The organism is Variovorax xiamenensis, assembly GCF_050916385.1.
GTDB lineage: Bacteria > Pseudomonadota > Gammaproteobacteria > Burkholderiales > Burkholderiaceae_C > Variovorax.
On record NZ_CP139038.1, the window covers coordinates 567,698 to 581,214 of the forward strand.

Here is a 13,517-nt window from a genome sequence, read left to right on the forward strand (position 1 = left end):
GGGCCCGCCATGACTCCATCGAAGAACCCTCCCACCGTGCTGCTGGTCGGCGGCGGCATCGGCGGCATGGCCGCCGCGCTGGCGCTCGCGCGCCTGGGCGTTTCCATCGACCTGCTCGAGCAGAGCGCCACCATCGGCGAGATCGGCGCCGGCCTGCAGCTCGGCCCCAATGCCTTCGCCGCGCTCGACGCGCTGGGCGTGGGCGAGGCGGTGCGCCGGGGCTCGGTGTTCACCGACCGGCTGGTGATGATGGACGCCGTCGACTGCGGCGAAGTGGCCTCGGTGCCGGTCGGCGAGGCCTTCCGCGCGCGCTTCAGGAATCCGTATGCGGTGAGCCATCGCGCAGACCTGCACGGTGCGATCCATGAGGCGGTGAAGCAGCATCCGCTGATCCGCTTCCACACCTCGGCGCAGGTCGAGTCCATCGACACCGGCGCCCAGGGTGTCACCGCCGTCACGCGCGACGGCCGGCGTTTCAAGGCCGACGCCATCGTGGGATGCGACGGCGTGAAGTCGGTGGTGCGCAGCAAGCTCATCGGCGATGCGCCGCGCGTGTCGGGCCATGTGGTGTATCGCGCCGTGGTGCCCGCGGCCGACATGCCCGCCGACCTGCGCTGGAACGCGCCCGTGGTCTGGGCCGGCCCCGACTGCCACCTGGTGCACTACCCGCTGCGCCACGGCGAGCAATACAACCTGGTCGTCACCTTCCACAGCCGCGAGAAGGAAGAGTGGGGCGTGACCGACGGCAGCAAGGAAGAAGTGCTCTCGTACTTCGAGGGCGTGCATGCGCGCCCGCGCCAGCTGCTCGATCGCCCGACCTCGTGGCGCCGCTGGAGCACCGCCGACCGCGACCCGGTCGAGCGCTGGAGCGAAGGCGCTGCCACGCTGCTGGGCGACGCGGCGCATCCCATGATGCAGTACCTCGCGCAGGGCGCGTGCATGGCGCTCGAGGACGCCGTGACGCTCGGCGAGGCCGTGAAGGCCTGCGGCTTCGACATGCCCGCCGCCTTCAAGCTCTACGAGGCGGCGCGCGTTGCCCGCACGGCGCGTGTGGTGCTGTCGGTGCGCGAGATGGGGCGGCTCTATCACGCCAAGGGCGTGGAGCGCCTCGTGCGCAACAGCCTGTGGCCGGGCCGCACGCCCGAGCGCTTCTACGATGCGGTCGAATGGCTCTACGCCTGGCGGCCGGAGCGCTGCCTGGACGACGCGCCGGAGTCGCTGCGTCCTTCGGCCGCGGCCGTCGCCGAAGCCGTGGCGACGCTCTCGCCGCACTGAAGCAGCTTTTTCTTTCAGCAATTCATAACCATCGAGGCCGAAGGCCCAGGAGACAACGACATGAATTTTTCGCGCGCACTGCTGACGGGCCTCCTGGCCCTGACGGCCACCACGGGAGCGCTGGCGCAAGCCGCCGACTATCCGAGCAAGCCCGTGACCCTGGTCACGCCCTTCGCCGCCGGCAGCGGCCCCGACGCGGTGCTGCGCCTCGTCTCCGACAAGCTCTCGCGCCTGTGGAACCAGCGCGTGGTCATCGACAACCGGCCCGGCGGCGGCGGCTTCATCGCCATCGACCAGGCCCGCCGCGCCGCGCCCGACGGCTACACGCTGCTGCAGCTCGACAGCGAGCACATCGCCGCGCTGCCGCACCTGTACAAGTCGCGCAACTTCGTGACGCTGCAGCACTTCGACCCGGTGGCATCGCTCTTTCGCACGCCCTTCTTCGTGGCCGTGGCCACCGAGTCGAAGTGGAAGAACATGGGCGACCTGATCGCCGCCGCCAAGGCCAACCCCGACGGCATCGTCTACGGCTCGTGGGGCGTGGGAAGCCCGGGCCACCTGGGCGCGCAGCAGCTGGAGGCACTCACCGGCATCCGCATGCGCCACGCGCCGTATCGCGAGGTGTCGCAGCTCTACTCCAACGTGGGCACCGGCGAGGTGCCGTGGGCCTTCGCGAGCATCCCGTCGAGCCAGGGCATCTACAAGGCCGGCAAGCTGCGCTACATCGCGGTCGCGGCGAGCAAGCGCATCCCGCAGATGCCCGACGTGCCGACCATGGCCGAGGCCGGCGGACCTGCATCGCTGGAGGTGAACTCCTTCGTGTCGCTGCTCGCGCCCAAGGGCGTGCCGGCGGCCATCAAGGCGAAGATCAATGCCGACGTCGCCAAGGTCATCGCCGATCCCGAGATCCGCGCCCGCTTCGACACCTTCGCCTTCGAGCCGCTCGCATGGTCGCCCGAGGAAATCGAGCGCAATGCCGAGGCCAAGTCCAAGGTGTACGGGGAGCTGGTGCGCAGGGGCAACATCAGCCTCGAATAGCGGAGGGCTCGGCTTGCCCGGTGTCTTCCTAGGCAGTTAAGCTGGCCCTCTTTGGTTTTGACAACTTTTTCACACTTTTTCTCCATGCACGCCACCAAGAGAGCCCTTTTGATCGCCTGCGGCCTGGCCGCCGCTGCCGCGCTGCCGCTGAGCGCCAGCGCACAGAACGCCGCCTGGCCGACCAAGCCGATCCGCCTGCTCGTGGGCTTCCCGGGCGGCTCCACGCCCGACATCGCCGCTCGCACCATCGCCGAGCCGCTGTCGAAGGCGCTGGGCCAGCCGATCGTGGTCGACAACAAGGCCGGCGCCTCGGGCAACATCGCGGCCGACCAGGTGGCCAAGGCCACCGACGACCACACGCTGGGCATCGTCATCAACGGCAACCTCACGTCGTCGAAGATGCTGTATCCCAAGCTGCCGTACGACCCGGTCAAGGACTTCACGTACCTCTCGCTGATCGCGACCGCCCCGCTGGTGCTGGTGGCGCAGAACAACCTGCCCTCGGGCGCCGCCTTCTTCGACGAAGGCCGCAAGGCCGGCGACAAGTGGAACTACGGCTCGGTGGGCATCGGCTCCGTCGGCCACCTGGGCATGGAACTGCTCAAGACCCGCGTGCCCGGCTTCAAGCCCGAGCACGTGCCTTACCAGGGCAACCCGCAGGTCATCACCGCGATGCTGGGCGACCAGGTGCAGATGGGCCTGATCCCGCCGGGCGTGGCCATGCCTCAGATCAAGGCCGGCAAGCTCAAGGCCATCGGCCTCACGGGCGGGCGCAGCGCGCTGGTGCCCGAGATCCCGCCGCTGTCCGACGCCGGCGTGAAGGACTTCAACCTCGAGGTGTGGGTGGCGCTGCTGGGCCCGGCCAACCTGTCGAAGGTGGCGCAGGCACGAATCAGCCGTGAACTCGAGATCGTGATGAAGAGCCCCGACGTGCGCCGCAAGCTCTTCGAGCAGGGCTGGCAGGCCGTGGGCACCTCGCCGGACGGCATGCGCACGCGCGTCAACGAAGAGGCCGCGATCATGACCAAGATCATTTCCGCGCGCGGCATCAAGCTCCAGTAATGACAGTCCAGACATTGAACGAACCGGCGCGCACGCTGCCGGTGTTCGGCGAATACGACGTGGTGGTGGTCGGCGGCGGCCCCGCCGGCATCGCGGCCGCCGTGAGCGCCGCGCGCCATGGCGCCAGCACGCTGCTGGTGGAGCGCTACGGCTTCCTCGGCGGCATGGGCACGGCCGGCGGCGTCACCAATTTCGCGGGCCTGTACGGCAAGCGCAAGGGCGAGATGACGCAGCTGGTGCGCGGCGTGGTCGACGAACTCATCGACCGCATCGCCGCGCTCAACGGCATGAACCAGCCGCAGAACGGCATGGGCGGGCGCATCTGCGTGCGCTCGTACGACACCTCGGCCTACAAGCTCGCCGCCGACCAGCTGCTCGGCGAAGCGGGCGTGAAGCTGCTGTTCCACGCGCTGGCGGCCGCCGTCGTGCTCGACGGCAAGCGCATCGCGGCACTGGTGGTCGAGACCAAGTCGGGCCGCCAGGCCATTCGCGCCAATGCCTTCATCGACGCCAGCGGCGACGCCGACGTGGCCGCCTTCGCGGGCGTGCCCTTCGAGGTGGGCGACGGCCACGGCAGCGGGCTCTTCCCGACCACCATGTTCCGCATCGGCCAGGTCGACGCGCCGGCCGCACTGGAGGCGGTGGGCGAGTTCAAGGCCATCAACGACTTCATGGCGCGCGCCGAGCAGCAGAAGCCGGGCGTCTACAAGTTCCCGCGCGAAGGCGCGATCCTGCGGCCCAACAAGGACCCGCGCGAGTGGCGCGCCAACGTCACGCAGATCCGCAATTCGCAGGGCCGGGCGATGAACGGCGTCGACGCGCGCGAACTCACCGAGGGCGAGCTCGAAGGCCGCCGCCAGATCACGGAGTACTTCAGGTTCCTGCAGGCCGAGGTGCCGGGCTTCGCGCAGTCGGCCATCGTGGAGATCGCGCCGCAGGTCGGCATCCGCGAGACGCGGCGCATCCAGGGCCTGTACGCGCTCGGGCGCGAGGACATCCTGGGCTCGGCGAAGTTCGACGACAACATCGGCCTGAACGCCTGGCCCATGGAAATGCACGCCGACGGCCGCATCGAGTGGGCCTTCCCGCGCGACGAAGCCAACGCCTACAACCACCTGCCGTGGCGCATGCTTGTGCCGCAGACGCTCGACAACCTGCTGGTGGCCGGGCGCTGCGCATCGATGACGCACGAGGGCCAGTCGGCCGCGCGCGCGAGCGGCGGCTGCTTCGTCATGGGGCAGGCCGCGGGCACGGCGGCGGCGTCGCTGGGCGGCGGCGCGTTCGCCGGCGTGGACGTGGCGGCGCTGCAGCGGAAGCTGGCGGCCGACGGCGTCGACCTCGACCGCTGAGCGCGGCGGCGCGCTAGAGTCCGGGGCTTGATGAACTCGAACCCCGGACGAAACGTGCACTTCCCTTCGCTGTCGACACCCGCGCGCCGCACCCTCCTGGCGCTGTCCTGCGCCGCCATCGGCCTCTCGCTGGCCGGCTGCGCCAGCACTCCCGAAGGCGAGCCGGTGCACGGCAAGGACCGGCTGCTGAGCTTCTTCGCGGCCAAGGACGGCCGCAAGGTTGCCATCGCCGGCGAGAACTACCACTACGTGTTCGACGGCGATCCTTCCGTGGCAGCGCTGCTGCGCTGGGAAGGGCGCACCAAGGTCACGCCCGCGCTGCTGGGCGAGCTCAAGGTGGCGCGCAACCAGAGCTTCGAGGGCCAGTACGTGCTGATGGCCTTCGACGCCGACCTGACGCCCGAAGAGCGGGCCTTCCTGATCCAGACCGGCTTTGCCAAGACCGACGCGAAATTCGGCGACCGGCCCGGGCCGTCGCTGCGCTACTTCGGCACCGTCTACGGCAAGCGCTATGCGGCGGTGCCGCTGAAGTCGGCCGACACGGTCGACTTCTCCCGGCGGCAGTACCTGGGCTACGTCGAGCAGGAAACGCTCAGCGCCCCCTTCAGCAAGGCCGCGCCTTCGCCGCTGGTGTATGCGGACGACGGTTCGCTGCTGCTGTCCGGCGTGCCGGTGCGCGTGGTGCAGGGCGGTACGGACTACGGCTGCCGCGCCCGCCTCATGGGCGTGTGCTTCTACAAGTAGCCGGAGGCTGCTGACAGGCCCGCGACAGCCAGCGGGCGCGGGCTTTGCTATGGTCGAGGGTTGCTTTCCGATTGCTTTCCCCTCCGATGACCACCGATTCAGCCACCGCCTCCCGCCTCGTCAACGAACTCGTCGCGCTCATGCAGCTCGAGCCACTGGGCGGCGACCGCTTCAGGGCCCAGAGCGAGGACATCGGCACGCCCGCCGTGTTCGGTGGCCAGGTGCTGGGCCAGTCGCTGATGGCCGCGAGCCTCACCGTGGGTGCCGAGCGCCCCGTGCATTCGATGCACGCCTATTTCCTGCTGCCGGGCGAGCATGCGCCCATCGAGTACAGCGTCGATCGCGTGCGCGACGGCCGCAGCTTCACCACCCGACACGTGGTGGCGCGCCAGCAGGAGCGCATCATTTTTGAAATGTCGGCCTCGTTCCAGACGGTGGACGAGGGCGTCGAGCACCAGTTCGACATGCCCCAGGTGGCCGGCCCCGAGGGCCTGATCAGCGAGCTCGACCAGCGCATCGCCCTCGGCGACCGCCTGCCGGAGCCCTGGCGCACCAAGGCGATCCAGCCGCACGGCATCGAGTACCGCCGCGTCGATCCCGAGGACCTGATGGCGCCGCTGCCGCGCCCGACCTCGGCGCAGAGCGCCATCTGGATGCGCGCCATCGCGCCGCTGCCCGACGACCCGATGGTGCATCGCGCGCTGCTGGCCTACGCCTCCGACCACGGCCTGCTGCGCGCGGCGATGCTGCCGCACGGCCTGAGCTTCATGAGCGGGCAGGTGCGCCCCGCGAGCCTCGACCACGCGATGTGGTTCCACCGCGATTTCCGCATGGACGACTGGCTGCTGTACGTGCTCGATTCGCCCAGCGCGGGCGGTGCGCGCGGCCTGTGCCGCGGCAGCCTCTATGCGCGCGACGGCCGGCTCGTGGCCTCGGCCGCGCAGGAGGGCATGCTGCGCATCAGGAAGCCGGCGGCTCGTTCGTGATGAGCGTGGGCGGCAGCCCGTCGCGGCTGCGCTCGTCGAGCAGCCGCTGGTAGTTGTCGCGCAGCAGGATGCCGGCGTAGTACACGTGCTCGCGCATCAGCTGCTCGGCGCGGGCCGCGTCGCCTGAGATCACGGCCTGCACGATGCGGTGGTGGTCGTCGTGCGAGCGCAGGATCACGCCGTGGTCGTTCCACAGCATGATCCGGTCCGACGCGAAGGGCACCGCCTGCGCCTGCGCGCCGAAGCGCACCACCCACGGGTTGCGCGCGCCGTGCATCAGCGTGTTGTGCAGCTTCACGTTCATCTGCTGGTAGGGCGCGAGGTCTTCCACCAGCAGCTTTCCCTTGGCAAGTATTTCGTCGCCCTCGCGCAGGCATTCGCGCAGCAGGGCGGCGGTGGGCTCGTCCACGCCCAGCGCCGCGAAGCGCCGGCAGGCCAGCCCCTCCAGCACCGCGCGCACCTCGTAGGCCGCGAGGATGTCCTCGAGCGCGAAGGCGCGCACCAGGTATCCCTTCTTCGGCTGGTGGTCGATCAGCCCTTCCATCGCCAGCGCGGCCAGCGCGGCGCGCACCGGCGTGCGCGACACTTTGAGGCTTTCGGCGATCGGCACTTCCTCCACGCGCATGCCCGGCGAAAGCCTGCCGTGAAGGATCCAGGTGCGCAGCGTCTCTGTGACTTGTTGGGAGAGTGTGTCCATGTCAGGTATACATGATGCCGTGAAATTGAACGAATAGTTCGAGTTGTTAGGGTAAACGAGGGCGCATGAATGATTTCATGTATACACAATGCGGCCCTCGATCAACTTTCAAGCCGCTCTTGCGCGGCCCGGAGACCCTTCAGCCCATGGCGGACCATCATGCACAACCCCACGGCCGGCTGGCCCTCGTGACCGGCGGCGGCCGGGGCATCGGCGAGGCCGTGTGCCGCCGGCTCGCGGCCAGCGGCTATCGCGTCGTCGTCGCCGACATCGACGGCGGCAACGCGCGCGCCGTGGCGCAGTCGCTGGGCGAGGGGCACCACTTCCGCCAGTTCGACGTGAGCGATGAAGCGGCCGTCGAGGCCGTGTTCGACGACATCGAGGGCAGCATCGGCCCCGTCGCCGCGCTGGTCTGCGTGGCCGGCGTGCTGCTGATGCCGGGCGGTGAGCGCTCCCTCATCAAGGACACCACGCTCGAAGACTGGGAGCGCACCTTCGCCGTGAACGCGCGCAGCGTCTTCCTCTGCGGGCGTGCATACCTGCGCCGGCGCGAGGCGAAGCCCGTGGCGCACGGGCGCATCGTCACCTTCGGCTCGGTGGCGGCGCAGCTCGGCGGCTATCGCTCCAGCGCCACCTATATCGGCGCCAAGTCGGCGGTGCTGGGGCTTACCAAGGCCATGGCGCGCGAATCGGCGCACATGGGCATCACCGTCAATTCGGTGGCACCGGGCCTGATCGACACCGACATGCTGCGCGGCACCGTGCGCAGCAGCGGCGCGCTCGACGCGGCCGCCGCCAACATCCCGCTCGGGCGCATCGGCACGGTGGACGACGTGGCGGGCGCGGTCGACTATCTGGTCTCGGAACAGGCGGCGTACATCACGGGCAACGTGATCGACGTCAACGGCGGCTACCGCATGCAGTGACACGGCAACGCACCGGTCCTTCACCCCTTCATTCCAACGAACGGAGACAGCTCATGAAAAAGAACTTCCTGATTTCTGCATTGGCCCTGGGCGCAGTGCTCTGCGCGGCCTCGCCCGCCGCGCTCGCGCAGGCCGAGCCCGGCCTGACCGACAAGACCATCAAGATCGGCATGTTCTCGCCGATGTCGGGCGCGTCGATGAACTACGGCTTCGACGTCATCAACGCCGCGAAGATGTACTACGACAAGGTCAACAAGGAAGGCGGCGTGAACGGCCGCAAGATCGAGCTCGTGGTGGAGGACGACCGCTGCAACGCCAACGACCTGCTGGCCGCGGTGAAGAAGCTCACCGAGCAGGACCAGGTGTTCCTGCTCAACGGCGGCTCCTGCTCGGCCGCCGTGGTGGGCGCGCGCGAATACGTCGAGCGCGCGAAGATCCCGCTGGTCATGCTCAACGCCTCGGGCGACGGCGCGCTGTATCCGCCCTCGAAGTACATCTACGGCGCGTTCTCCATCTCGCAGCACGCGGTGGGCGGCTCGATGGTGCAGTTCGCGAGCGAGCACCTCAAGGCCAAGAAGATCGGCTACATCAACCACGACGACGCCTACGGCGGCTGGAACCTGGAGTCGGCCCAGGCGCAGGCCAAGGCGCTCGGCGGCATCGACCTGCAGGTGCAGTCCGTCAACCCGAACATCACCGACGTCACGGCGCCCATGCTGAAGATCAAGGCCGCCAACCCCGACGTGCTGCTGCTCACCACCTACGCGCGCCCCGTGAGCCTGATCGTCAAGCGCGCCTTCGAGCTGGGCTTCAACAAGCCCATCGTGCTGGCCGTGAATTCCACCGCCGACCTGAAGCAGCTGGTTGAGAACGTGGGCAACAAGGACGCCTTCAAGAACGTCTACATCCAGGAAGTGCTGGCCGACGTGCCCGGCGGTCCCAAGCTGAAGTGGGTGTACGACATGTACAAGGCCTCCTACCCCGACCTGGCCTCCAAGCCCGGCTACCCGCAGACCTACATGCCCTACGGCATTCCCTCGGCCATGGCGGTGGTCAACGCGCTGAAGGCGGCCGGCCCCAGCCCCACGCGCGAGAAGGTGCTCACGGCGCTGTCGACGATGAAGTTCGACTCCGGCGTGATGGCCGGCCCCATCGAGTTCGGCCCCGACGACCGCGCCGCGCAGGAAGCGGCCATCTACATCAAGTTCGACGGCAGCAACATGGCGCTCGTGCCCGGCAGCTACAAGAGCGTGTGGAAGTACAAGCCCTGAGGGCGGCTGCGATCTCATGAGCCTTTCCGACATCTGGCTTTTCGTGCAGCAGGGCGTGCTGTCCGGCATCGTGACCGGCAGCGTCTATGCGCTGCTTGCGGTAGCGATCGTCATGGTTTTCAAGACCACCGACGTGCCGAACTTCTCGCAGGGCGAGATCTTCATGGCCGGCGGCTACGCCGCGCTCTTCCCGCTGGTGGTGTGGGGCTGGCCCTACTGGGGCGCGGTGCTCGCGAGCATCGCGGTCACGGCATTGCTCGCCGCGCTCTTCCAGCGCGTGGTGATGCAGCGCGTGACCGCCTCGCGCGGCGTGGGCGTGCAGCTGGTGATCGCCACGCTGGGCTTCGCCTACCTGCTCAAGGGCCTGGTGCGCAAGACCGGCCTGGGCGATACGCCGCGCTCGCTGCCTTCGCTCGTGCCACAGGACCCGATCATGATCGGACAGGCATCGCTCACGCTGCTCGACCTCGCCATCTTCGGATCGGCCGTGGTGGTGATGGTGCTGCTGTACCTGATGTTCACGCGCACCCGCACCGGCCAGGCCATGCGAGCGGTGGGCATGAACCCGCGCGGCGCGCAGATCGTGGGCGTGAAGCTCGGCAGCATCCGCATGCAGATCTGGGCGCTCACGGGCGTCATCTCGGCCATCTCGGCGCTGCTCATCACGCCCAAGATCCTCATCACGCCGGACATCGGCCACATCGCTATCCTCGCCTACGCGGCAGCCATCGTCGGCGGCTTCACCAGCCTGCCGGGCGCGGTGGTGGGCGGCTTCATCATCGGCATCGTCGAAAACCTGGTGGGGCTCTTCATTTCGTCCAACGCCATCGTGGTCGCGCCCTTCGTGGCGATCATGGTGGTGCTGCTGGTGCGCCCGCAGGGCCTGCTCGGCGGAAAGCCGCAGGTGAAGAAGGTATGAGCGTGTCTTCCGCTTCTTCTTCCCCTTGGCGTGATCGCGCGGTGCTGCTGGCCATGGCGCTGGTGCTCGCGGTGCTGCCATTCACCACCAGCGGCTACGTGCTGTACGTGGTCAACCTGCTGATGGTGTTCACCGTGCTCGCGCTCGGCATGCACCTGGTCATCGGCGAGACGGGGCAGTTCGCGCTCTCGCACGCGGCCTTCTTCGGCATCGGCATCTACACGGCCGGGCTCATCAACAACCAGTGGCAGCCGCCGTTCTTCGTCTCGATCCTCGCGGGCGCGCTGCTCTCGGCCGCGCTGGGCTGGGTCATCGGCCTGCTGGCGCTGCGCATGCGCGACATCTACCTCGCGCTCGCCACCTTCGCCTTCGGCGAGGCGATGCAGTGGGTGTTCCTGAACTGGGAGTCGGTGACCAACGGCTCCAACGGCCTGCAGATGAAGCCGGCTTCGCTGGGCGGACTGCAGCTGATGAACGACCTGCAGGCGTATCCCTTCGTGGTGGCCATCGCGGCACTGATGCTGTGGCTCACGGTGGCGCTGTCGCGCTCGCGGCTGGGCTCGGCTTTCCGCGCGGTGCGCGAGAGCGACGTGGCGGCCGTTGCCATGGGCGTGAATACGCGCGCGGTGAAGGTCACGGCCTTCGTGCTGTCGGCGGCCTTCGCCGGCGTGGCGGGCGGCATGTACACGCTCTTCACCTCGTTCATCCATCCGGAGAGCCTGGGTTTCCAGACCACCATCCTGATCCTCACGATGGTGGTGGTGGGTGGCCTCGGCTCGGTGCGCGGCGCGGTGGCGGGCGCCATCGTGTTCGGCCTGGTGTCGGAGCTGCTGCGACAGGCGCCGTCGTACCAGGAAATCATCTATGGCGGCATCCTCATGCTCTTCATGATGTTCCTGCCCAAGGGCATGGCGTCGCTGTTCGCGGCTCGCCGCAAGGCGCAGCGCGCCACCTCGGTCAACGCGGCGGAGGCCACGCGATGAGCGCGACGGCATTCCTCGACGTGCGCGACATCAGCGTGGTGTTCGGCGGCCTCAAGGCGGTGAACGGCCTCTCGTTCCAGGTGGAGCAGGGCCGCATCCACGCGCTGATCGGACCGAACGGCGCGGGCAAGTCGACCACCTTCAACTGCATCTCGCGCTTCTACACGCCCAGCAGCGGCAGCGTGGTCTTCGAAGGCCAGGAGCTCACGCGCGTGGCGCCGCACCGCATGGCCTCGCTGGGCATCGCGCGCACTTTCCAGAACCTGGAGCTCTTCGCCGAGCTGTCGGTGCTGGAGAACGTGCTGCTCGGCACCCATTCGCGCGCCGCCGGCACGCTGGGCCGCCTGCTGCGCCGGCCCGACCGCGAGACCGAGGACTACGCCCTGCACCTGCTGGAGCGCGTGGGCCTGGCCGACGAGCGCGACCAGCCCGCGCGCGACCTCGACTTCGGCCGCCAGAAGCTGCTGGAGCTGGCGCGCGCGCTGGCCATCAAGCCCAGGCTGCTGCTGCTCGACGAGCCCGCGGCGGGCCTGCGCAACCGCGAGATCGAAAGCCTCGACCGGTTGCTGAAGGAGCTGGTGGCGAGGGACGGCATCACCGTGCTGCTGGTCGAGCACGTGATGCAGCTGGTGATGTCGATCTCGGACCGCATCACCGTGATGGCCTTCGGCGAGAAGATCGCCGAGGGAACGCCTTCGGAAATCGGCAGCAATGCGCGCGTGATCGAGGCCTATCTGGGCAAGGGAAACGGGAAGGGAGCCGCGCATGGCTGAGGAAGCACTGTTGTCGCTGCGCGGCATCTCCGCGGCGTACGGCCGCATCCAGGCGCTGTGCGACGTGTCGGTGGAAGTGCCCGAGGGGCAGATCGTCGCGCTGCTCGGCAGCAACGGCGCGGGCAAGACCACCACGCTCAACTGCATCTCGAACATCGTCGACTGCACGGAGGGCGAGGTGCGCCTCGCGGGCGAGCGCATCGACCGCCTCGGCTCCGACGCCCTGGTGAAACGCGGCATCGTGCAGGTGCCCGAGGGCCGGCAGGTGTTTCGCGACATGAGCGTGCGCGAGAACCTCGACCTCGGAGCCTACCTGCGGCGCGACCGCGCGGGCATCCGCAACGACCTGGAGGCGGTGTACGGCATGTTCCCGCGCCTGAAGGAGCGGCAGGGCCAGATGGCCGCCACGCTCTCGGGCGGCGAGCAGCAGATGCTGGCCATCGGCCGCGCCGTGATGGCGCGCCCGCGCGTGATGCTGTTCGACGAGCCGTCGATGGGCCTCTCGCCGCTGCTGGTGGAGCAGATGTTCGGAATCATCGAGCGGCTGCACCGCGAACAGAAGATCACCATCCTGCTGGTCGAACAGAACGTGCAGCTCGCGCTGGCGGTGTCGAGCTACGGCTACATCCTGGAGAACGGCGAGATATCGCTGCACGGCCCTGCTTCGCAACTGGCCGACGACGAGGCCGTGCGCCGCGCCTACCTAGGCGTCTGACGGCGCCTTCGCAAAAGGAAACTTCATGCTTCTCGAAGACAAACTCGCGCTCGTCACCGGCGCGGCGCGCGGCCTGGGCGAGGCCATCGCGCGCCGCATGGCGGCCGAAGGCGCGCGCGTGCTGGTGGTGGACCGCGACCTCGACGTGGCGCGGCAAGTGGCTGCATCGATCCGCGAGGCTGGCGGCCGCGCCGATGCAGAAAGCGTCGACGTGAGCGATGCCGCCGCCGTCGATGCGCTCGCTGCACGCATCGCCGCATCGCACGGCGACATCGAAATCCTGGTGAACAACGCCGGCATCTCCGCGCGCTCGAAGTTCGACGAGCCCGGCGCGCGCGAGGCCTGGGACCGCGTGATGTCGGTCAACCTGCAGGGCGTGTTCAACGTGACGCAGGCCTTCGTGCCGGCGCTCAAGCGCACGCAGGGCAACATCGTCAATCTCTCTTCCATCGTGGCCTTCGGCGCGGGTATTTCCTCGGCCGGCTACGTGGTGGCCAAGGGCGGGGTGCGTTCGCTCACGCAGGTGCTGGCGCGCGACCTCGCACCGTACGGCGTGCGCGTGAATGCGGTGGCGCCGGGCCTGATGGTCACCGACATGACGGCCGGCCAGCGCGAGACCGAGCACGGCACCGATTGGTATTTGACCCGTGTGCCGGTCAAGCGGCACGGCGAGGCCGACGAGATCGCCGGGCCCGTCGTCTTTCTCGCTTCCTCGATGGCGAGCTACGTCAACGGCGTGGTGCTGCCGGTCGACGGCGGCTACCTGGCGGTCTGACGGC

14 protein-coding genes are annotated in these 13,517 nt (G+C 68.7%); 13 read left to right on the top strand and 1 reads right to left on the bottom strand.

The genetic code is table 11. The features are described from left to right. Positions 1 to 9: 9 nt before the first annotated feature. From SFB74_RS02480 to SFB74_RS02505, 6 genes are all read left to right on the top strand, one after another. A complete protein-coding gene (locus SFB74_RS02480; protein WP_432729090.1) occupies positions 10 to 1,275 on the top strand; it encodes a 3-hydroxybenzoate 6-monooxygenase in 1,266 nt (421 codons plus the stop codon). 60 nt (positions 1,276 to 1,335) lie between these two features. Next, positions 1,336 to 2,313: a Bug family tripartite tricarboxylate transporter substrate binding protein gene (locus SFB74_RS02485; RefSeq protein ID WP_432729091.1), complete on the top strand. Its 978-nt coding sequence runs from the start codon at positions 1,336 to 1,338 to the stop codon at positions 2,311 to 2,313. An 84-nt stretch (positions 2,314 to 2,397) separates the two neighbouring features. Then, positions 2,398 to 3,375, top strand: coding sequence for a Bug family tripartite tricarboxylate transporter substrate binding protein (locus SFB74_RS02490; RefSeq protein WP_432729092.1), 978 nt, complete (start codon positions 2,398 to 2,400; stop codon positions 3,373 to 3,375). Further along, positions 3,375 to 4,724 carry an FAD-dependent oxidoreductase gene (locus SFB74_RS02495; protein WP_432729093.1) on the top strand — a complete coding sequence of 450 codons (1,350 nt, stop codon included), beginning with the start codon at positions 3,375 to 3,377 and terminating at the stop codon, positions 4,722 to 4,724. Before SFB74_RS02490 ends, SFB74_RS02495 begins: the two co-directional genes overlap by 1 nt. A 54-nt stretch (positions 4,725 to 4,778) precedes the next feature. Next, on the top strand, positions 4,779 to 5,468 hold the full coding sequence (locus SFB74_RS02500) for a hypothetical protein (RefSeq protein WP_432729094.1): 690 nt from the start codon (positions 4,779 to 4,781) through the stop codon (positions 5,466 to 5,468). Between the two features lie 86 nt (positions 5,469 to 5,554). Then, entirely contained in the window at positions 5,555 to 6,454 is a 900-nt protein-coding gene (locus SFB74_RS02505) for an acyl-CoA thioesterase (protein ID WP_125948850.1), read from the top strand. Here SFB74_RS02505 and SFB74_RS02510 read toward each other — a convergent pair. Next, complete coding sequence (locus SFB74_RS02510; RefSeq protein WP_432729095.1) at positions 6,429 to 7,151, bottom strand: GntR family transcriptional regulator; 723 nt, start codon at positions 7,149 to 7,151, stop codon at positions 6,429 to 6,431. The two genes, SFB74_RS02505 and SFB74_RS02510, sit on opposite strands and share 26 nt — an antisense overlap. Positions 7,152 to 7,297: 146 nt before the next feature. On the opposite strand from SFB74_RS02510, the gene SFB74_RS02515 reads away from it, so the two are divergent. The 7 genes from SFB74_RS02515 to SFB74_RS02545 are packed head-to-tail and all read left to right on the top strand — an operon-like array spanning position 7,298 to position 13,513. After that, a complete protein-coding gene (locus tag SFB74_RS02515; RefSeq protein WP_093209126.1) occupies positions 7,298 to 8,077 on the top strand; it encodes an SDR family NAD(P)-dependent oxidoreductase in 780 nt (259 codons plus the stop codon). 53 nt (positions 8,078 to 8,130) lie between these two features. Further along, positions 8,131 to 9,348, top strand: a complete 1,218-nt coding sequence (locus SFB74_RS02520) for an ABC transporter substrate-binding protein (protein WP_432729096.1) — start codon at positions 8,131 to 8,133, stop codon at positions 9,346 to 9,348. A gap of 16 nt (positions 9,349 to 9,364) precedes the next feature. Further along, complete coding sequence (locus tag SFB74_RS02525; protein WP_093209123.1) at positions 9,365 to 10,267, top strand: branched-chain amino acid ABC transporter permease; 903 nt, start codon at positions 9,365 to 9,367, stop codon at positions 10,265 to 10,267. After that, positions 10,264 to 11,250, top strand: coding sequence for a branched-chain amino acid ABC transporter permease (locus SFB74_RS02530; RefSeq protein ID WP_432729097.1), 987 nt, complete (start codon positions 10,264 to 10,266; stop codon positions 11,248 to 11,250). Before SFB74_RS02525 ends, SFB74_RS02530 begins: the two co-directional genes overlap by 4 nt. Beyond that, positions 11,247 to 12,023, top strand: a complete 777-nt coding sequence (locus SFB74_RS02535; RefSeq protein WP_432729098.1) for an ABC transporter ATP-binding protein — start codon at positions 11,247 to 11,249, stop codon at positions 12,021 to 12,023. The genes SFB74_RS02530 and SFB74_RS02535 overlap by 4 nt, the downstream gene beginning before the upstream one ends. Further along, on the top strand, positions 12,016 to 12,738 hold the full coding sequence (locus SFB74_RS02540) for an ABC transporter ATP-binding protein (protein WP_432729099.1): 723 nt from the start codon (positions 12,016 to 12,018) through the stop codon (positions 12,736 to 12,738). Before SFB74_RS02535 ends, SFB74_RS02540 begins: the two co-directional genes overlap by 8 nt. A gap of 25 nt (positions 12,739 to 12,763) precedes the next feature. Continuing rightward, positions 12,764 to 13,513 carry an SDR family NAD(P)-dependent oxidoreductase gene (locus tag SFB74_RS02545; RefSeq protein ID WP_432729100.1) on the top strand — a complete coding sequence of 250 codons (750 nt, stop codon included), beginning with the start codon at positions 12,764 to 12,766 and terminating at the stop codon, positions 13,511 to 13,513. Positions 13,514 to 13,517: the final 4 nt, after the last annotated feature.

Excerpts from the sequence above, each read along its gene's own strand:
- SFB74_RS02480 (WP_432729090.1), top strand. The coding sequence starts at position 10 with ATGACTCCATCGAAGAACCCTCCCACCGTGCTGCTGGTCGGCGGCGGC.
- SFB74_RS02485 (WP_432729091.1), top strand. The coding sequence starts at position 1,336 with ATGAATTTTTCGCGCGCACTGCTGACGGGCCTCCTGGCCCTGACGGCC.
- SFB74_RS02490 (WP_432729092.1), top strand. The coding sequence starts at position 2,398 with ATGCACGCCACCAAGAGAGCCCTTTTGATCGCCTGCGGCCTGGCCGCC.
- SFB74_RS02495 (WP_432729093.1), top strand. The coding sequence starts at position 3,375 with ATGACAGTCCAGACATTGAACGAACCGGCGCGCACGCTGCCGGTGTTC.
- SFB74_RS02505 (WP_125948850.1), top strand. The coding sequence starts at position 5,555 with ATGACCACCGATTCAGCCACCGCCTCCCGCCTCGTCAACGAACTCGTC.
- SFB74_RS02510 (WP_432729095.1), bottom strand. The coding sequence starts at position 7,151 with ATGGACACACTCTCCCAACAAGTCACAGAGACGCTGCGCACCTGGATC.
- SFB74_RS02515 (WP_093209126.1), top strand. The coding sequence starts at position 7,298 with ATGGCGGACCATCATGCACAACCCCACGGCCGGCTGGCCCTCGTGACC.
- SFB74_RS02520 (WP_432729096.1), top strand. The coding sequence starts at position 8,131 with ATGAAAAAGAACTTCCTGATTTCTGCATTGGCCCTGGGCGCAGTGCTC.
- SFB74_RS02525 (WP_093209123.1), top strand. The coding sequence starts at position 9,365 with ATGAGCCTTTCCGACATCTGGCTTTTCGTGCAGCAGGGCGTGCTGTCC.
- SFB74_RS02530 (WP_432729097.1), top strand. The coding sequence starts at position 10,264 with ATGAGCGTGTCTTCCGCTTCTTCTTCCCCTTGGCGTGATCGCGCGGTG.
- SFB74_RS02535 (WP_432729098.1), top strand. The coding sequence starts at position 11,247 with ATGAGCGCGACGGCATTCCTCGACGTGCGCGACATCAGCGTGGTGTTC.
- SFB74_RS02540 (WP_432729099.1), top strand. The coding sequence starts at position 12,016 with ATGGCTGAGGAAGCACTGTTGTCGCTGCGCGGCATCTCCGCGGCGTAC.
- SFB74_RS02545 (WP_432729100.1), top strand. The coding sequence starts at position 12,764 with ATGCTTCTCGAAGACAAACTCGCGCTCGTCACCGGCGCGGCGCGCGGC.